The 19520-nt window shown below is 28.7% G+C and carries 21 protein-coding genes and 1 tRNA gene; 7 read left to right on the top strand and 15 right to left on the bottom strand.

Annotated elements, in window-relative coordinates; translation table 11 throughout:
- Position 1: 1 nt before the first annotated feature.
- The 7 genes from AC5SMR_RS03010 to AC5SMR_RS02980 form a co-directional block, all read right to left on the bottom strand.
- Positions 2-1006, bottom strand: a complete 1005-nt coding sequence (locus AC5SMR_RS03010) for an NAD-dependent epimerase/dehydratase family protein (RefSeq protein ID WP_494577306.1) — start codon at positions 1004-1006, stop codon at positions 2-4.
- Positions 999-2144 (bottom strand): DegT/DnrJ/EryC1/StrS family aminotransferase, encoded by a 1146-nt coding sequence (locus AC5SMR_RS03005; protein WP_494577305.1) that lies wholly within the window; start codon positions 2142-2144, stop codon positions 999-1001. The genes AC5SMR_RS03010 and AC5SMR_RS03005 overlap by 8 nt, the downstream gene beginning before the upstream one ends.
- Before the next feature lie 3 nt (positions 2145-2147).
- Positions 2148-2705 carry a Gfo/Idh/MocA family protein gene (locus tag AC5SMR_RS03000; RefSeq protein ID WP_494577398.1) on the bottom strand — a complete coding sequence of 186 codons (558 nt, stop codon included), beginning with the start codon at positions 2703-2705 and terminating at the stop codon, positions 2148-2150.
- The gene (locus AC5SMR_RS02995) at positions 2675-3151 is read right to left on the bottom strand and encodes a Gfo/Idh/MocA family protein (protein WP_494577304.1); all 477 of its coding nucleotides are present in this window, start codon (positions 3149-3151) and stop codon (positions 2675-2677) included. The genes AC5SMR_RS03000 and AC5SMR_RS02995 overlap by 31 nt, the downstream gene beginning before the upstream one ends.
- A 68-nt stretch (positions 3152-3219) precedes the next feature.
- On the bottom strand, positions 3220-3522 hold the full coding sequence (locus AC5SMR_RS02990; RefSeq protein WP_494577303.1) for a MarR family EPS-associated transcriptional regulator: 303 nt from the start codon (positions 3520-3522) through the stop codon (positions 3220-3222).
- Between the two features lie 161 nt (positions 3523-3683).
- Complete coding sequence (locus AC5SMR_RS02985; protein ID WP_494577302.1) at positions 3684-4196, bottom strand: hypothetical protein; 513 nt, start codon at positions 4194-4196, stop codon at positions 3684-3686.
- Positions 4197-4432: 236 nt separating this feature from the next.
- A tRNA-Ser gene (locus AC5SMR_RS02980) sits at positions 4433-4524 on the bottom strand.
- Positions 4525-4592: 68 nt separating this feature from the next.
- On the opposite strand from AC5SMR_RS02980, the gene AC5SMR_RS02975 reads away from it, so the two are divergent.
- Genes AC5SMR_RS02975 through AC5SMR_RS02945 form a run of 7 tightly spaced genes read left to right on the top strand, consistent with a single transcriptional unit; the run spans position 4593 to position 11538 of the window.
- A complete protein-coding gene (locus AC5SMR_RS02975; protein ID WP_006996862.1) occupies positions 4593-5846 on the top strand; it encodes a sarcosine oxidase subunit beta family protein in 1254 nt (417 codons plus the stop codon).
- On the top strand, positions 5846-6121 hold the full coding sequence (locus tag AC5SMR_RS02970; RefSeq protein ID WP_006996861.1) for a sarcosine oxidase subunit delta: 276 nt from the start codon (positions 5846-5848) through the stop codon (positions 6119-6121). The genes AC5SMR_RS02975 and AC5SMR_RS02970 overlap by 1 nt, the downstream gene beginning before the upstream one ends.
- A 4-nt stretch (positions 6122-6125) precedes the next feature.
- The gene (locus AC5SMR_RS02965) at positions 6126-9134 is read left to right on the top strand and encodes a sarcosine oxidase subunit alpha family protein (protein WP_494577301.1); all 3009 of its coding nucleotides are present in this window, start codon (positions 6126-6128) and stop codon (positions 9132-9134) included.
- Complete coding sequence (locus AC5SMR_RS02960) at positions 9127-9690, top strand: sarcosine oxidase subunit gamma (RefSeq protein WP_494577300.1); 564 nt, start codon at positions 9127-9129, stop codon at positions 9688-9690. Before AC5SMR_RS02965 ends, AC5SMR_RS02960 begins: the two co-directional genes overlap by 8 nt.
- A gap of 36 nt (positions 9691-9726) precedes the next feature.
- Complete coding sequence (locus tag AC5SMR_RS02955; RefSeq protein ID WP_018414158.1) at positions 9727-10494, top strand: transporter substrate-binding domain-containing protein; 768 nt, start codon at positions 9727-9729, stop codon at positions 10492-10494.
- A gap of 40 nt (positions 10495-10534) precedes the next feature.
- Positions 10535-11275, top strand: a complete 741-nt coding sequence (locus tag AC5SMR_RS02950; RefSeq protein WP_006996857.1) for an amino acid ABC transporter permease — start codon at positions 10535-10537, stop codon at positions 11273-11275.
- Positions 11275-11538 (top strand): GNAT family N-acetyltransferase, encoded by a 264-nt coding sequence (locus AC5SMR_RS02945; RefSeq protein WP_494577299.1) that lies wholly within the window; start codon positions 11275-11277, stop codon positions 11536-11538. The genes AC5SMR_RS02950 and AC5SMR_RS02945 overlap by 1 nt, the downstream gene beginning before the upstream one ends.
- Positions 11539-11577: 39 nt before the next feature.
- On the opposite strand, the gene AC5SMR_RS02940 is transcribed toward AC5SMR_RS02945, so the two are convergent.
- The 8 genes from AC5SMR_RS02940 to gatC form a co-directional block, all read right to left on the bottom strand.
- Positions 11578-12063, bottom strand: coding sequence for a thermonuclease family protein (locus AC5SMR_RS02940; protein ID WP_494577298.1), 486 nt, complete (start codon positions 12061-12063; stop codon positions 11578-11580).
- Positions 12026-13396, bottom strand: a complete 1371-nt coding sequence (locus AC5SMR_RS02935) for an MATE family efflux transporter (protein WP_494577297.1) — start codon at positions 13394-13396, stop codon at positions 12026-12028. The genes AC5SMR_RS02940 and AC5SMR_RS02935 overlap by 38 nt, the downstream gene beginning before the upstream one ends.
- Positions 13397-13405: 9 nt before the next feature.
- Entirely contained in the window at positions 13406-14311 is a 906-nt protein-coding gene (gene trhO, locus AC5SMR_RS02930) for an oxygen-dependent tRNA uridine(34) hydroxylase TrhO (RefSeq protein ID WP_494577296.1), read from the bottom strand.
- Complete coding sequence (locus tag AC5SMR_RS02925; protein WP_494577295.1) at positions 14311-14961, bottom strand: O-methyltransferase; 651 nt, start codon at positions 14959-14961, stop codon at positions 14311-14313. The genes trhO and AC5SMR_RS02925 overlap by 1 nt, the downstream gene beginning before the upstream one ends.
- A 160-nt stretch (positions 14962-15121) precedes the next feature.
- Positions 15122-15982, bottom strand: a complete 861-nt coding sequence (locus AC5SMR_RS02920) for a class I SAM-dependent methyltransferase (RefSeq protein ID WP_494577294.1) — start codon at positions 15980-15982, stop codon at positions 15122-15124.
- Positions 15983-16286: 304 nt separating this feature from the next.
- Positions 16287-17765 (bottom strand): Asp-tRNA(Asn)/Glu-tRNA(Gln) amidotransferase subunit GatB, encoded by a 1479-nt coding sequence (gene gatB, locus AC5SMR_RS02915; protein WP_494577293.1) that lies wholly within the window; start codon positions 17763-17765, stop codon positions 16287-16289.
- Positions 17766-19223 carry an Asp-tRNA(Asn)/Glu-tRNA(Gln) amidotransferase subunit GatA gene (gatA, locus tag AC5SMR_RS02910; RefSeq protein ID WP_494577292.1) on the bottom strand — a complete coding sequence of 486 codons (1458 nt, stop codon included), beginning with the start codon at positions 19221-19223 and terminating at the stop codon, positions 17766-17768.
- A complete protein-coding gene (gene gatC, locus AC5SMR_RS02905) occupies positions 19223-19510 on the bottom strand; it encodes an Asp-tRNA(Asn)/Glu-tRNA(Gln) amidotransferase subunit GatC (RefSeq protein WP_494577291.1) in 288 nt (95 codons plus the stop codon). Before gatC ends, gatA begins: the two co-directional genes overlap by 1 nt.
- Between the last annotated feature and the right edge of the window lie 10 nt (positions 19511-19520).

Below are 19520 nucleotides of genomic sequence, written 5' to 3'. Positions count from 1 at the left end.
TTTATCTTTTATCCTTAAAAATTTTTTTATACCAATTTATGTATTCTCTATATCCGTCTTCTAATTTCCAAGATGGTTTGTAATTTAATAATTTTTTTGCTTTTTCTATTGATAGAGTGCCTCTTTCTGGCATTAATTTATCCCTTTCTTTATTTTCTATTTTAATATTTGGAAAACTTTCTTTTAGTATTTCAATTAATTCTTTTATAGCTCTCCCATGACCATGTGTAAGGTTAAAAATTTGATTTATTGCATTTTTACTTTCGATAGATTTAGCAACACCATCAATTAAATCGTTAATATATGTAAAGTCTAATTTATCACTACCATCCCCATCTGTAATAATAGGTTTATTTTGAATAGCATTTTCAATAAATATTTGTCCTACTCTTCTACTAATACATCTTTCCCCATATAACGCAGAAGGTCGTATTATGGTATAAGGTAAATCAAATACTTGATTGTAACCTATTACAAGTTTTTCACCTGAGAATTTTAATGCACCGTATATTCCAAGAGGATTGCAATTGCTTTCTTCATCTACATTTTTTTTATTAAAATTTCCATATACCATGCTTGAAGAAAAATAAATGAACTGTTCAACTTTATTTTTAGAGCAATCTAATGCATTTTCCAAAGTTCTAAAACTATGATCAAAAGTTGAATAAGGATCTTTGTTTGATCTGTTAGAATGAGAAACAGCAGCTAGATGAATTACAATTTGTGGCTTTATATTGTGAAGAATTTTTGTTAATGCATGATAATCTCTGGCATCCTGAATGATTAATTTAATATTTTCTTTTTTAATTAGTCTCAATCTCTCATATAAAAAATTAAGAGCTAAATCAGGGTTTGGTAAATTGTCTTTATTATCTATTACTGAATTAATATTATTAATTGCCAAACTGTCAATTAATGTAACCTCGGCTCCTAATTTTTTTAAATGGATACCTAAATTATGTCCAATAAATCCAGCACCACCTATTATTACAATTTTTTTATTCATAATGCCTCAATATATTGTTTATAATTTTTGAAATTTGTATAATTTGATTTTGTTTTAAATGTGGTCCAATTGGTAATGATATAGAATTATCACTTATAATTGATGCATTTTTAAAATTTTTTTTATTATATTTATATTTATTTTTATAATAGTTCATTCGAGGTACTGGATGAGGATAGTAAATACTTGTGCCTAAGCCCTTTTTATTCATTTTTTTAATAATTTCATCTCTTTTATTTGAGATATCAGTTTTCAATATTATTGATAAACAATAATTTGAGCTCTGTAAAAACTTATCTTCATTTTTAATTACTTGGATTTTTTTATTATCTTTAATTTTTTCATACATCAAATTAAAATTAATTCTTCTTTGTTTTATAAAACTAGGTAATTTTTTAATTTGACTACAGCCAATAGCAGCGTGTATTTCACTCATTCTGCAGTTTAATCCAAGGTAATTACTATTATAAAGTCCTTTTTTTCTTTCAGAAAAAGTTTTATTTACACCAAAAGCTCTCAATAATTTCAATTTTTTTGATAATCTTCTATTACTAGTAATAATCATTCCGCCTTCACCAGTAGTAAAATGTTTAACGGGATAAAACGAAAAAACCCCAACATCTCCAATAGTGCCTACATGTTTATTGTTATATCTTGCTCCAATCGCTAATGCACAATCTTCTAAAATAAAAATATTATTTTTTTTTGCTATTTTTTTTATTTCTAAAATATTTACAGGTATCCCAAGAAAATGAACAACAGCTATAGCTTTTGTTTTTTTATTAATTTTTTTTTCAATATCTGAAGCTAAAATATTTCCAGTTTTTAAATCACAATCTACAAAAACTGGTTTTGCACCTGTTAACTCAACTGCATGAGCGGTAGATATGTGTGTTTGGGCCGGAATTATAACCTCGTCACCTTTTCCTAGGCCTAATGCAAAATATACTAAATGCATTCCAGCTGTGCAAGATGATACACTTATTGCTTCTTTAGCTTTTGTAAATTTTTTAAAAAGATTTTCAAATTTATTTGTTATTGGTCCATGCACTAAAATATTACTATCTAATACTTTTTTAATTGAATAATTTTCAGAATTACTCAAAATTGGTTTGCCAAAAGGAAATTTAGTTTTCATTGTTTAATATCTTATTTTTTCCCATTTATTTGATTTTACAGATTTGTCAATCGCTAGAGAAATTGCCATTGAACTAAAAACATCTTTTTGACTTACTAAAGGTTTTTTCTTCGATACCAAGCTATCTATAAAGCTTTCTAATACTTTTTTTTTATTTTTGTTGAGATAATTATCATTTATTTTAATTATTTTATTATTTATTTGTCTAGAATTACTAACATAAACTCTTTTATAATCCTGTATAAAAGTGCGCTTTGTGCCATATAATTTAAATGTATGATGGTGTGGCATAACACATCCAAAATTTGATGTAATATTTACTATTGTATTATCCTCAAACTTAATTGTTGAATTAATAATATCATTTGATTTAAAATTTGTGTGTGCTGTTGAAATATTATTTCCTGAAGCTACGACCTTTTTTGGTCTTTTTTTTAGTAAAGAAAGAGCTAAGTCAATAATATGAATTGCACCGCCATGTGTTACTGAATAATTAAACATATCACTACGCCATCCATTAACAATTTTACCTAAACGTCCATAATTATATTCACCCGATATATAAAATATTTTGCCAAATTTTTTTTTTCTATCATATTATTCAATGCCATAAACTGTGGGGCTCCTCTTAAAATAAAGTTACTTGATATTCTGATTTTAGGATTTTTTTTTAGTATTTCTTTTATTTTTATAAATTCTTTATAATTAGTACAAAGTGGTTTTTCCACAAAAACATGTTTGTTATTTTTAACAGCAGTTATTAATTGTTCACAATGATAAATATCGTATGATGCAATACATACTAAATCAATATTCTTATCTTCTATAATGTCCCTATCAACTAAAGTTGTTTTTATTTTAGGAAATTTAGATTGTATAACTTTAATTTTCTCTTCATCAAAATCACATACTGAAATGACTCTACAATTTTTATTTTGGATAAAACATTTTAAATGATTTAGACCAACACCCAAACCTATAATACCGACATTTAATTTTTTAACCATTATAAGCTCTCAACATATTTTTCATCTCTTTATTAAAATCTTTAAATCTAATTTTTTATTAATCATATTCATATTAATTTAATTTCTGATTTAAGCTCATCATACTCACGCATCTTTTTTTTCATAAATATTATTGTTAATTTTAGTCTATGTTTAATTCCTATCGGAGTTAAAACGTAAATATAATTTATTTTATTAATATTATTTTGAAAATTATTGATTTTTATTAACCCTTTTTTTTTAAGCGCTTTTATACAATAGTTTAATTTACCTAAACTTATACCTAGCTCACTAGCTAATTCTCTTTGGGAGCTCTTTGGTTTTTTTTGAATTTTTCGTAAAATTTGAAAATGATCTTCGTTAAAATTCATATAATGAAATACTTATATAACGTTCATATTTTGAACAGTAAAGAAAAATATTTACTATTAAACTATGATTTTGTTTTTGAATAATTTGATAATTTTGAGTTGTTAAACTTAATTATTATTAAAAGTTAATAATTTATACATATATATGAATTTTTTTGAAATTAAAAAAATTCATATTTAAGATTATTTTTTTTTGCTAAATTCTTTTGATTAAAAATCATGCCTATTTTGTTTGAAACATTAGTCGACATAACAATTTTTTTCTTATCAAGAATTTTCCAATTAAATTTTTTGTAGAAATTAATCATTTTATTATCACAAATTAAAAAAGAAAATTTATTACTCAATCTTATTAACTGATTATTAAAGTTCATAAGTAAACTAGACATATTTTTTTCTCTGAAGTTTTTTTTTAAAATTAATGTATCAAATAATAAATATTTCTTAGAGACTGCATTGATTTTACACGTTCTATATCTCAATAGAGTGTATCCAATTATTTGTGATTTGAAATAAAAGATATTATGAATATCATTTTTTTTAGTATTTGTTGTGAACCAAGCTATTTGAGATTTCAAACCATATCTCCAATGTGTATTTTTTAGCACACAAATTTTGTTTATTTCTTTTATAGATAGTTGATATGTTTTTTTTGATAAAATTGTATAATTCATAATTTTAAATTAAATATAACATAGCATCTCAAAGAATATAAAATTTTACCAGTTTTAAGACCTACATATAATTCGAACGTTTTTTATTATATTTGCTAAATAATTTAGATGAAAGAGTATTAATCAAAGATAAGAAATTTAAAACAATCTTCATAATCAAAGACTAACAAGCCTCTAATTAGGTGTCCATATTCTGAAAAATTACTATGAATCAATCAAATTTAAGATGATTGTCATGGCGGAAGAGGAGGGATTCGAACCCTCGGTACAAGTTTCCCCGCACGGTCATTTAGCAAACGACTGGTTTCAGCCTCTCACCCACTCTTCCACTGCGACATTGATATAACCGATTGTATTGAATATTCAATATTTATAAAGTAATTCTTGAATAATATTATGAAAAATAAGTATTCAATATTTTCATTAGTCAAAAATGCTTTTTCCTATCATGAAAATTGGCAAAAAGCCTGGAAAGATCCCACTGTAAAAAAAGAATATGATGCGGTTATTATTGGTGGCGGTGGTCATGGTTTGGCAACTGCTTACTATTTAGCAAAAAAACATAATATGACAAATATTGCGGTAGTAGAAAAAGGCTGGATTGGTGGTGGTAATACAGGAAGAAATACTACGATTATAAGATCTAATTATTTATGGGATGCTAGTGCTGGTCTTTATGATCATGCTTTAAAATTGTGGGAAGGTTTATCTCAAGAAATAAATTACAATGTAATGTTTAGTCAAAGAGGCGTGATGAATCTTGCTCATAACTTACAGGACGTTAGAGATTTAAAAAGACGAACGCATGCTAATAGATTAAATGGCATAGACGCAGTTTACTTAAGCACAGAAGAAGTTAAAAAATTTTGCCCTATTATTAATACCTCACAAGATATTCGATATCCTGTACTGGGTGGAACTTTACAAAGAAGAGCTGGTACCGCAAGACATGATGCTGTTGCTTGGGGGTATGCTAGAGGTGCAGATGAAATGGGTGTAGATATAATTCAAAATTGTGAAGTTAAAGGAATTAAAAGAAATGGTGATGAAGTAGAAGGTATTGAAACAACTAAAGGTTTTATAAAAACTAAAAAAGTTGGAGTGGTTGCTGCTGGTCATTCAAGTGTACTAGCAAACATGGCAGGTTTAAGATTACCTTTAGAAAGCAAACCTCTTCAAGCTCTAGTTTCAGAACCAGTTAAGCCTATTATTGATACGGTAGTAATGTCTAACGCTGTACATGCATATGTTAGTCAGTCTGACAAAGGTGAACTTGTAATAGGCGCAGGCACTGATGATTATGTTTCTTATTCACAAAAAGGTAGTCACGATATTGTTGAGGGAACATTAAATGCAATCTTAGAACTTTATCCAATTTTTAGTAGAATGAGAATGCTTCGACAATGGGGTGGAATTGTAGATATCTGCCCAGATGCTAGTCCTATTATTAGTAAAACGACGATAAAAGGTTTGTACTTTAATTGTGGTTGGGGAACTGGTGGATTTAAAGCAACACCTGGATCGGGTGATTTATTTGCTCACACAATCGCAAATGATGAACCACACAAACTAAATGCTGCATTTAATTTAAATAGGTTTATCAGTGGAGACCTTGTTGATGAACATGGTGCAGCGGCGGTAGCTCATTAATGTTTTTAATTACTTGTCCTTTTTGTGGTGAACGAGAACAAAGTGAATTTAAAGCTGGTGGCGAGGCTCACATTGAAAGACCTAAACAACCCACGGAATTAAGTGATGATGAATGGGCAGAATACTTATTTATGAGAAAAAACATTAAAGGTATTCAATTTGAAAGATGGAACCATGCTCACGGATGTAGAAAGTGGTTTAACATGGTCAGAGATACTTCAAATGACCAAATTAAAGCTGTTTATAAAATGGGTGAAAAACCTCCTATAAAATAATTTAATGCTAAAAAATTTAAGAGTTACAAGTAGTAAATATATTGATGAAACTTCTAGAATTTCTTTTAAATTCAATGGAAAATCTTATTTTGGATACGAAGGTGATACCCTTGCCTCAGCTTTGCTAGCTAATGGTATTCATCTAATAGGAAGAAGTTTTAAATATCATAGGCCACGAGGAATAATGACTTCAGGATCTGAAGAGCCTAATGCAATTGTACAGGTTAATAACAACACAGCACTAACAGAACCCAATGTTAGAGCAACCGAACTAGAAATCTATCATGGGCTTGAGGCAAACAGTCAAAACTGTTGGCCTAGTGTTGACTTTGATATTGGAGGTATAAATAATTTCTTATCCCCACTTCTACCTGCTGGTTTTTATTATAAAACATTTATGTGGCCTGCTAATTTTTGGGAAAAGTATGAATATGTTATAAGACATTCAGCAGGACTAGGAAAATCTCCAACCGTGCCTGACCCTGACATATATGATCATAAATACATTCACTGTGATGTTTTGGTTATCGGAGCTGGCATTAGTGGAATTATAGCTGCAAAAACTGCAGCAAAGAATAATCTTAAAACATTATTACTTGATGAAAAAAATGAAATCGGAGGATCTACAATTTTCCAAAATTCAGATCATGTAAAAATTAACGATCAAAATTCTTCTGTTTGGTTAGAAAATGAAATTAATGAATTAAGAAATATTGAAAACCTAGAAATTAAAACAAGAACTAGTGTTGCCGCATATCATGGATATAACTATTTATTAGCTAGAGAAAATTTAACTGATCACCTTCCTAAAAATGAAAAAAATAAAAAAGTAAGACAAAGATTATTAAAAATTAGAGCTAAAAAGGTTATTGTTGCTACTGGTTCTTTAGAAAGACCTCTGGTATTTAATAATAACGATAGACCTGGTATTATGCTTTCATCTGCAGTTAAAAAATATGCAGATTATTATGGTGTTGCAACTGGTCAAAAAAATATATTTTTTACCAATAATGACTCAGCTTATGAAAGTGCAATTTCATTACAAAAAAAAGGTATTAAAGTTGAAGCAATCATAGATATTAGAAAGCAATCTAATACTGCATTTACTAAAGCAGCTGACGATTTAGGAATTAAAGTTTATAGATCACACACAGTTGTAAATACTGAAGGTTATAAAAGAATTAATAAAATTACAATAATGGAATTGTCAGAAGATGGTCAATCTTTTGCAAATCCAGAAAAAATAGAACTTGATTGTGATTGCCTAGCAATTGCAGGTGGATGGACGCCAGCCGTTCATTTGTTTACTCAATCAGGAGGTAAATTAAAATTTAGAGAAAAAGATCAAGTATTTATTCCTGATATATACTCATCAGCTCAAATTAGCATTGGTTCTTGTAATGGTGATTTTGATTTAGATGATGTTGTAAAAAATTCTACAAAATCTTTAAAAGAATTTTTAAATATAAATGAAACTGAATTTGATAATTTAGAAATAAATTGTCCTAAAGATAATGAGATTAGAAATATTTGGCTACTTCCATCCGATAAAGTTTTAGGAAAAACAAAACCTTTCGTAGACTATCAAAATGATGCAACTGCAAAAGATATTAAACTTGCTCTAAGAGAAGGTTTTAGATCGATTGAACATGTAAAAAGATATACAACAACTGGAATGGGTACCGATCAAGGAAAGCTTGGTAATATGCATGCCCTTGGTATTATTGCAGAAACTGCTGGTGTTAAGATGGGTGAGCTTGGAACTACAACTTTTAGACCTCCTTACACTCCATTAACATTTGGAACAATTGTTGGACGAAATGTTGGTGAATATTTTGATGCATTTAGAAGAACTCCAATGAATGACTGGCACATAGAAAATAAAGCTGAATTTGAAAATGTTGGTCAGTGGAAAAGAGCTTGGTACTATCCAAAAAATAATGAAACAATGCATGAGGCCGTTCAAAGGGAAAGTAAAGCTGCAAGAAATAGTGCTGGTATATTAGATGCTTCAACTCTTGGTAAAATTGATATTCAAGGAACGGATGCTTCAGAATTTTTAAACAGAGTTTATACAAATGCTTGGTCAAAACTTGCCATTGGAAAATGTCGTTATGGTTTAATGCTAAATGAAGATGGTATGGTTTATGATGATGGGGTTACAACTAGACTTGATGAAAACCATTTTATTATGACCACAACAACAGGTGGTGCTGCAAACGTATTAGGAAAACTTGAAGATTACCTGCAAACGGAATGGCCTGAATTAGATGTGTATTTGTCATCTGTAACAGATCATTATGCAACAGCTAGCATCTGTGGTCCTAATAGTAAAAAAATTCTTAATAAATTAATACCTGATCTTGATCTTTCAGATGAAAGCTTTCCACACATGTCATTCAAAAATACAAAAATTGGCAATATTAAATGTAGAATTATGCGTATTAGTTTTACTGGTGAACATAGTTATGAAATTAATATCCAAGCTAACTATGGTGAAGACTTATGGAAAAAATGCATGGAAGCAGGTAAAGAATTTAATATCACTCCTTATGGCACTGAGACAATGCACTTATTAAGAGCAGAAAAAGGATTTATTATTGTTGGCCAAGATACGGATGCAACGATGACACCTATAGATTTACAAATGGATTGGATTGTTAGTAAAAAGAAATATGACTTTATTGGTAAAAGATCTCTTTATAGATCTGACACCATGAAAGAAGATAGAAAACAATTAGTAGGTTTACTGACAGATAATCCAAGTGAAGTTTTAGAAGAAGGAGCTCAGATAGTTGCTGACACTAGTTTAAAACCAGTTGAAATGCTTGGTCATGTAACTTCAAGTTACTATAGTCCTAATTTGAATAAATCTATTGCTCTAGCAGTAGTTAGAGGTGGAAAAAATATGCTAGGTCAAAAACTATTTATTCCAATGGAAAATAAAAATATTAATGTGACTATTGTTGATCCTGTTTTTTTTGACAAAGAAAATTTGAGGTTAAATGCTTAATTATAAAACTTCTATTAAAGGTGATATAACATATTCCGATTTAGAAATTAAAGAAATTAAACCTATTATGAAATTAATCATAAGAGGTAAAACAAAAGATTTTATTACTGCAGTTGGTAAAAATCATAATATGGTTTTACCCACTGAGGCTAATACGTCTACATCAGCAGAGAAATTAACTGCATTTTGGTTAAGTCCAGATGAATGGATGTTAATATCAAATGAAACTGTGAGTGAGGAAAGTAACACCTATCAAGTTGAAGACGATTTAATCAAAAATATATCTAATGTTAAATTGGGCGCTGTAACTGATGTTAGCGACCAATTTGTAATGTTAAATGTAAAAGGTGGTAAGGTTTTTGATTTATTTGCTACAGGTTCTCCTTTCAATTTTAATGATTTTAAAACAAAAAAAGGACCAGTTGTTCAAACAATATTATCTCATATTGATGTAATTATTCATCATAAAGAGATTAATGAGGTAAATTTATTTGTTAGAAGGTCTTTTTCTGAGCATTTACACTCTTGGTTGAGTGATAGTGCGTCAAGGTTATAAGCTTATATTTATTAAAATTATTGTTATATAAGTTTTATGAAAAAAATACTTCTTGTGGTGCTATTAGCACTTTTACCCTTCTCTCTTAACGCAGAATCAAAACTTGATCAGATTTTATCCTCTGGTGAGTTAAAAGTTGGAACAACAGGTGACTGGGATCCAATGACCATGAAAGATCCTGCTACAAATAAATATAAGGGATTTGATATTGATGTCATGCAAGAATTAGCAAAAGATATGGGTGTGAAAATTACTTTTGTTCCAACTGAATGGAAAACAATTGTTTCAGGAATTACTGCTGGAAGATATGATATTTCTACAAGTGTCACTAAAACTCCAAAAAGAGCAGAAGTTGCTGGATTTACAGATTCTTATTACAAGTATGGAACTGTTCCATTGGTACTTAAAAAGAATTTAAAAAAATACTCAACATGGAAATCTTTGAACAATAAAGATGTAACAATTGCTACAACTCTTGGGACTTCTCAAGAGGAAAAAGCTAAAGAGTTCTTTCCTTTGTCTAAATTACAATCAGTTGAATCACCTGCAAGAGACTTTCAAGAAGTATTAGCTGGTAGAGCTGATGGAAACATTACAAGTTCAACAGAAGCTAATAAATTAGTTGTCAAGTACCCTCAATTAGCAATTGTTCCTGATGGAGAAAAAAATCCTGCCTTTTTAGCAATGATGGTTAGTAAAAATGATCAAGTTTGGAATGATTATGTAAATGAGTGGATTAAAAGTAAAAAATCCTCTGGTTTTTTTAACAAACTACTTGCTAAATATAATTTAAAAAGCTTATAAAAAATTAGATATTAATCTCTAATTCATTATAACTTTAAGAGTGAAAAATTTACTTTTTTTACTTTTAATTTTACCCCTTACCTCTTGTAGTGGTCAGGAATTAGGTTGGTTTATTCTATCACCTAACAATGTTGAAGGTTTAACAAATCTAAAATTTTTATTAAGTGGTTTAACTACAACTATTTACATTTCAGTAGTATCTATAATTATATCTGCAATTTTAGGGTTTATCGTTGCAATTCCTTCTTTAGCTAAGAATAAATTTTTAACATACATAAATATTGGATATGTGGAAATTGTAAGAGCAATACCGTTACTTGTTTTAATATTATGGATTTATTATGGTTTACCTATAATGACTGGATTAAGTTTTAGTCCATTTGTGTCTGGAATAATTGCGCTGGCTATAAGTGAAAGTGCTTTTCAAGCAGAAATTTTTAGAGCAGGAATAAACTCAATTAAAAAATCACAATGGGAAGCAGGCTCATCACTGGGTTTAACTTTTTATAAAAGGTTAAGATTAGTAATTCTTCCACAAGCAATTAAAAATATCCTTCCTGCATTAGGCAACCAGTTTGTATATGTATTAAAAATGTCTTCATTGGTATCAATTATAGGTATCGGTGACTTAACAAGAAAAGCAAATGAATTAGTTGTGTCAACCTATAGACCATTAGAAATTTATACATTTTTAATCTTGGAATATTTAATTTTGATATTAATTGTTTCTTTCATAGTGAGAAAATTTGAAAAAAAACTTAAACAAGATGGTAATAATTAATGAGTAATTTAGACTATGATGTTGAACTAAATGATGGTGTTATTACTTTTAAAAACATTAATACTACACTTGGTTTTGTTAGATATAATGAGACAGCCGTAGTGGAGTATATTTTTGTTAACCCCATGTTTAGACGTCAAGGACTTGCTAAAAAACTATTAAGTATCGTTGAGGAAAAAACTAAAATCAAACCCACACCTCAAGACCCAATCAGTCCTTTAGGTGAAAAGCTCTTTAAAATTAATAAACAAGAGATTAACTAGAATTTTGGAGCACCTGGTAACAGAACTACCCTATTAGCTTTAATTTTTCTTAGATTTTCTGTAATCCCAAGGATAATCAAACTCCATTGACCACATACCTATTTTATTAATTCTTGCATAATCTTCATCAGATACAAATTTTTTTGAATACCTTCTATAGGCAAATGCATAGCCACTTCTAACTAAATAACTTGATAAACTTTCATTATTAACAAAACATTCGGCCAGTGTTCTTTTGTATTGATCTTTTCCTTCACTAATACATTCAACATTATTGTTTGAAATTTTATCAATAAGGATTTGTTTTGCTGTAATTCCACAAGGATCCTTAGCTCCTTCGTTCAGGCAAGTTTGTTTTAATTCAGGTGTGTCTATCCCTGTAAATCTAATTTTTTCTCCATTAAGATGAATTGTGTCTCCATCTACAATTTTGATTGTTTGAGATTTGACCTGGTTAGTAGTTAAAATAAATATTAGTATTGAGACACTAATAAGAAAAATGGCTTTTTTTTTGTTTAAAAACATTATTTAAAAAATATCCAATAAAGATGATTACTGCAATACCCATAAACCAATTGGTTGCCATGATGGTATAAAAAATATCTGCATAATCTCCTCCTCTAATATTAATTACATACCATAATGATAAGAACGGAAATGCAGTTAACCTTAGAACGCTTAAGTAAAGACTGTAAATTGGCTTTTTTAGCGCCTGGAAGACAGCTGTTGTAATAAAGAATACTGGGTAAATAGGAGCTATTAATGCAGCAACTTTTAAATATATAGCACCATGATAAATAGCTTCTATATTATCTGTAAACTGAGATACAAAAAACTCTGCACCGAAGAATAAAACTACACCTGCTACGGCCATAAACGATGATCCAAAAAATAATGCCTTAGTATAAAGCTCTCTAATACGGTTATAATTTTTAGCACCAAAGTTTTGTCCACCGATAGAAAGTACTGCTGTATTTAAACCAATTACTGGAAGTAAGAAGACTTGTTCAACTCTTAAAGCTGCACCATAACCTGCTGTTGCAAGATCACCAAATTGTCCAATAAAATATAATATGTTAAAAATACCTACTCCAATAAATAACATGCTAATCATAATTGGCATTGCTTGTGTGAATAATTCTTTAAGAAGAATAAACTTAGGAATAAAGCATTTAATAGATAAATATTTTCTTAATTTACATGAGTTAATTTTATAGGCTAAATAAATAGTACCAATAGATTGAGCGATAACAGTTGCTATTGCAAGGCCACCTATACCATAAGCTGGAACAATTCCGTATCCCCAGATAAATAATGGGTTTAAAAAAATATTTAAAAAGAAGCTAAAGATAAGAACATTTCTATAACTTTTAGTATCTCCCTGTGCATTTAAAGCACCATTTAAAGAGATTTGGATCATAACTATAAATGTTCCATAAAAAATTATATCTAAATACTCTCTAGTTAAAGCGATACCAGCAGCATCAGAGCCCATAACGCTCAAGAGAAAATTAGAGGCGTTTAATCCAAATAAAGTAACTACAATAGAAGTTACCAATGAAAAAATTACTGATTGGGCAATAAATAGTGAAGCTTTATTAATTTTTTTAGCCCCTAATAAATTGCCAATACATGAGTTCGTTGCAGCACCAATACCAACACCAACAGCAATGATCACAAAATATATGGGAAATGACTTAGCAATAGCACCTATAGCTTCTGCAGAAATTCTACCCGCAAACCAGGTATCAACTAAATTATAAAATGTTTGAAATAATGAACCAACACTTGCTGGGATGGTTACTTTTCTAAGTAATTCCCAAATTGGATCTTTAGTTAATTTAATGGCTTTGGACAATTATTTTTCCTATTTAAATTCTTTTTGAAATATATGCTTCCATCCACTCTTTTTAGCAAGGTTTATTTGCTTTTGTCTCATTCGAAATCTCTCTTTTTGAGTTTGAGTTAAATTATCATGACAGTTTACGCATGAAACACCCTCCTCATATTTTTTAGACTTCTTATCTTTTGGTGAAACCGGTTTTCTACATCCACTACACATTGAGTATGTACCAGTTACTAATCCATGTTTAACACTGATTCTGTTATCAAAGACAAAACATTCCCCATTCCATAAACTTTCTTTTTTTTTAATATTTTTTAAATAATTTAAAATTCCACCTTTTAGCTGATAAACATTTTTAAAACCTTTTTTTTCTAAAAATACTGAAGCTTTCTCACATCTTATTCCACCAGTACAAAACATTGCAATTGGTTTTGTTTTTTTTAGTTTATTTAGGTATTTTGGAAATTCTCTAAAATTAGCAACATCAGGATTAACTGATCTTTTAAAGGTACCTACATTATATTCAAATGGTTTTCTTGAATCTAAAACTAATGTGTCTTTATAATTAATTAAGTTATTCCATTTTTTAGGATCTATATGATTATTTTTCTTATTTTTTGATGACAAAGAAAGACCCATGGGAACTACTTCTTTTTTAATTTTTACTTTTGGCTTATGAAATGGTTGAAATTTACTTTTTGAAATATTTTCACTATCAAACTTTTTAAAATTCAATATCTTTTTAATCGTGGTGATAGTTGACTTTAGATCGTCAGTTTTTCCTGAGATTGTTGCATTTACTCCTTCACTAGCTATAATTATTGTTCCTCGGATATTTTTTTTAATCAAATAATCCTGTAGTAAAATCTTATTTTTTTTTAAAGAAGTGAGTTTTTTAAATTTGTAAAAACCAAAAACATCAAACATTATATCACTCTACAAACAGTCATACCGTCACCTAAAGGGACAATGATTTGTTCCACTCTTTTATCGTTTGCAACATAAGTATTAAAATCTCTAATATTTACAGTGAATTTATCTAAATTATCTTCATCAGCGACCTCACCATGCCATAAAACATTGTCTACAATAATCAATCCACCTTTATCTAATAACTTCAGTGATCTTTCATAATAATCTTTATAATTCATTTTATCGGCATCAATAAAAACCATATCAAATTTACTATTCTTTAATTCATCTAAACTATCTAATGCAGGCTTAACAATTGTTTGAATTTTATTATTAAGATTAGCTTTTTTAAAAAAACTTACTGCAATCTTGTTGGTTTCTTTGTCTTTATCTAGTGCTATAAGTTTGCCATCATCTGGTAGTGCTAAAGCAATTGAAAGTGCACTTAACCCAGTAAAAGTACCAATTTCAAGCACATTTTTAATGTTAGAAGTTTTTATAATTAAATGAAGAAAATGACATTGAGATGGTGCTACTTGCATTCTCTTAATATCTCCAAGTGTATTATTGTAATCGATTATTTCTTGCTGAATGGGATTTAGCTTCAAACTAAAATTATTTATATATTTTTCAAGTTTTTTTGTAATTTCAAGATTCTTACCCATGGTATTTTAAGTCCTTTGTGTCTACCAATTTCACCACGAGGGCTTTAATGAATTTCATGAGTATTTATGCTAATATTTATAATTGAACAAGAGGAATAAGTAAAATTTTTTTATTTTATCTCTTGATGTGCTGGTCTTGTGCTGGTTGTCCTTTAAAATCCTATTTTAAATTTTGTATCAAAAGACAATAGCCATTTCTCATCTTTATTAGTGATGATTTATAACTATCTGAATTATTATAAATTTTTTCAATAATTTTAAAAATATGAACAAAATTAAGCTCTATATCCTCAATTACAAGAATACCATTTGGGTTTAAGTGATCCAATAAATCTAAAATTACATTTAAATTAGCATCGGGTTGATGGAGTCCGTCATCAATAATTAAATCTAACTTTGGAATTGATTTCTTAATATTTTTAATTGTTTTGGTTTCTAATTGATCAATAAAAAAAGTTTCTATATTTTTTTCTTCAAATAAAATTTTTTCATCAACATCAGCACCATAAATTTTAATTCCCAAATAATCTCTAAAAGCTCTTAATGATGACCCTGGTTTTCCATCTAATCCCATATTTGATCTGATTTTTATGTTATTTGTACCTAAACCAATTTCAAATAAAGAATTAATTTTAAAGTTACTAAATATTTCAAAATAAATATATACTAATAATGTTCTAACTTTATCACTACCATATTGATTAAATAAATTTTTTAATTTTTCACACTTTTCATTATTTAAATATTTTTTTTCAAGTTCTTCTATTTTTGTTTCATTTATTAAAAATTTTTTATTAATTAAATTTTTTTCAGAAATATAATCAATTTTTTCTAACGTATTGAACAATACATTTATTTGATAATCTTTTTTGAGATCTTTAAAAGAAACTTGAACATTTGATAATTGATAAAAAACTCTAAATAATTTTTTTAAATTAAAGATTTTTAAAAAATTTAGAGGATTTCTTATCAATTGAAATATCAATCTTTTTAATCTATATAAAAAACTTTTAAAATTCATAATTTAATTAACTTTTATAACTACTTTCCAAATTAACCAGCATAAACTTTCCTACTTAACAACAAACCCAAAACCATGATTACTGAGATATTTTTCATTAATTTACTATACATTATTTATCATTCTATGTGCTGGTCTTGTGCTGGTTTCCACAAATTAATTAAGTGTTATTATTCTACATTAATTCAGAACTAAATTTTAATTATGAGGTTTTAAGGATGTTTAGACTACCTTGGACTACTATGGACTGACACGTCTGTGAATCCCTCGGCTTTTAAGTCCTTTGTGTCTACCTATTTTAAGACTATTGAAGTTTTTTCTTTAATATTTCATTTATTAGTTGTGGATTAGCTTTACCACCTGAAACTTTCATTGCTTGACCTACAAAGAAACCAAATAGCTTTTCTTTACCATTCTTATATTCAATAGCTTTTTCTCTATTAGTATCAATTATTTTATCTATTAACACTTCTAAAGCTTTAGGGTCACTTTCCTGTTTTAAACCTTTTTCTTCAACAATTATTTGAGGATCTTTGTCTCCATCAATCATTAATTCAAATATTGTTTTAGCTATTTTTCCAGAAATTGTTCCATTCTTAATTAGATTAATTAACTTTGCTAAATTTTTGGCACTTACTGGGCTTTCTGAAATTTCTAAATTTTTATTATTTAAAACAGCAAACAATTCACCTGTAATCCAGTTAACTGCTAACTTCATATTTTTGTTTTTGCCCATTTTTGCAACAACTTCCTCAAAATATTTAGCTGTATTAATGTCAGACACTAGTATTGTAGCCTCATAAGCAGAGACTTTAAATTCATCAATAAATCTTTTTTTCTTATCGTCTGGTAATTCTGGGATATCTTTTTTAAGTTTTTCTATAAATTCATCTGTTACTTCTAATGGTAATAAATCTGGATCTGGAAAATATCTATAATCATGAGCATCTTCTTTAGATCTCATAGATCTTGTTTCATTTTTTTTAGTATCAAATAATCTTGTTTCTTGATCAATTGTTTTACCTTCTTCAATTAAATCAACTTGTCTATTAGCTTCATAATCAATAGCCATTTGCATAAATTTAATTGAGTTAACGTTTTTAATCTCACAACGAGTTCCAAGCTTATCAGAACCTTTAGTTCTAACAGAAATATTAACGTCAGCTCTTAAAGAACCTTCTTGCATATTTCCATCACACGTACCAAGGTATCTCATAATAGATCTTAATTTTTTAATATAAGCACTAACTTCATCTGGAGTTCTCATGTCTGGTTTGCTAACAATTTCCATCAAAGCTACACCAGATCTATTTAAGTCAACCAATGTATTTTGTGGGTCCATATCATGAATACTTTTTCCAGCATCTTGTTCTAGGTGCAATCTTTCAATCCCTACTTCTTTTTGGCCATGTGCCATATCAAGAATAACTGTTCCCTCTCCTACTATTGGATACTTAAACTGTGAGATCTGATAACCTTGTGGAAGATCTGCATAAAAATAGTTTTTTCTATCGAAAACTGACCTTTTATTAATTTGAGCTCTTAAGCCTATTCCTGTTTTAATTGCTTGTTTTACACAGTACTCATTAATAACTGGAAGCATTCCTGGAAATGCAGCATCTACTAAACTTACTTGTGTATTAGGTTCAGCACCAAATGTTGTTGATGAAGATGAAAATAATTTTGAATTTGATGTAACCTGCGCATGTACTTCAAGACCAATTACCACTTCGTAAACATTGTCTCGTCTTTCGATTAAGTATTCTGAATTATTTTTAGTCATTTATTTAATCCACCAATCAGTAATTTTATTTTTAAACTGAATTTTCTCTTCAATAGCATAAGCAATATCTAAAATATTTTGCTCATCAAATGCTTTACCAATAATTTGTAGTCCCAATGGATAACCTTTAACATCTATTCCTGCTGGAATTGAAATTGCTGGTAATCCAGCTAAATTCACTGGAACTGTAAATATATCATTTAAATACATTGAAACTGGGTCATTAGTTTTTTCACCAATCTTAAAAGCGGCACTTGGTGTTGATGGAGTTAAAATTGCATCAACTTTTTTGTAAGCTTCATCAAAATCGTTTTTTATTAATTTTCTAACTTTTTGTGCCTTTAGATAATAAGCATCATAATAGCCAGAGGACAAAACATAAGTCCCAATCATTATTCTTCTTTGAACTTCACTACCAAAACCTTCAGATCTTGTCTTTTCATACATATCAATAAGGTTTTCACCTTTAGATCTAAAGCCATACTTAACGCCATCATATCTTGATAAGTTTGAAGAAGCTTCAGCGGGTGCTACTATATAATAGGTAGGTAAAGCATAGTTTGTATGAGGTAATGAAATTTCTACAATTTCAGCACCACAATCTTTTGCATACTCAGTGCCCTTAATCCATAAATCCTCAATTTCTTTTGGCATTCCATCAACTCTATATTCTTTAGGAATTCCAATTTTCTTATCTTTAATATTATTTGTTAATTCTTTACTGTATTCATTTCTTTTAAAATCAATTGAAGTTGAATCTTTTTCATCATAAGTGCTAATTATTTCTTGAAGCAATGCGCAATCTTTTACATCTTTAGACATTGGTCCTGCTTGATCTAATGAAGATGCAAAAGCAACAATTCCATATCGTGAACAGCTTCCATAAGTAGGCTTTAATCCAACAGTACCTGTAAATGAAGCAGGTTGTCTAATAGAGCCACCTGTATCAGTTCCAATTGTAATAGGCGTTAAATTAGCTGCTAGAGCTGATGCAGAGCCTCCTGAAGAGCCACCTGGTACTAAACCTTTATCTATTGGACTTTGTACATTTCCAAAAAAACTAGTTTCATTAGATGAGCCCATTGCAAATTCATCACAATTTAACTTACCAAGTAATATCGCACCTTCATTCCAAATATTTTGAGTAACAGTAGATTCGTATGGCGGAATAAAATTATTTAAAATTTTACTACCTGCTGTAGTTTTTACATCTTTGGTACAAAACAAATCCTTAACAGCTATTGGAACACCCGGAAGTTTTAAATCAAAATTTGGTTTTTGATCAAAACTTTTAGCTTTCAAAAGTGCATTAGAAAAATCTTCTGTTATGTATGTATTTAAATCTCTAGATTTTTCTCCTCTATCAATAAAAGCTTTGGTAGTTTCTTCAGAAGAAATCTTTTTATCTTTAATATTTTTAACTAATTCAGTTAAAGTGAGTGATGTAATATCAGACATTATTCAACAACCCTTGGTACTACAAAAAAATCTTCATTTTCCTCTGGTGAGTTTTTTAATATTTGATCTCTAATATTTTCACTTTTAACCTCGTCAACTCTTAATTTTAATGTGGTCTCTGCAACAGAAGTTAAAGGCTCAATATTATCAGTATTGAGTTCATTTAATTTTTCAATGAAATCAAATATAGAGTTAAGATCTCCAGCTAATTTATTAGCTTTTGCATCATCAACTGAGATTCTTGATAATTTAGATATATGCTTTATTGTTTTAAGATCAATTGTCATGTGGTAATTA

The sequence above is a fragment of the Candidatus Pelagibacter sp. PS_28 genome (assembly GCF_059417885.1).
This window is presented reverse-complemented; position numbering and strand designations above follow the sequence as displayed.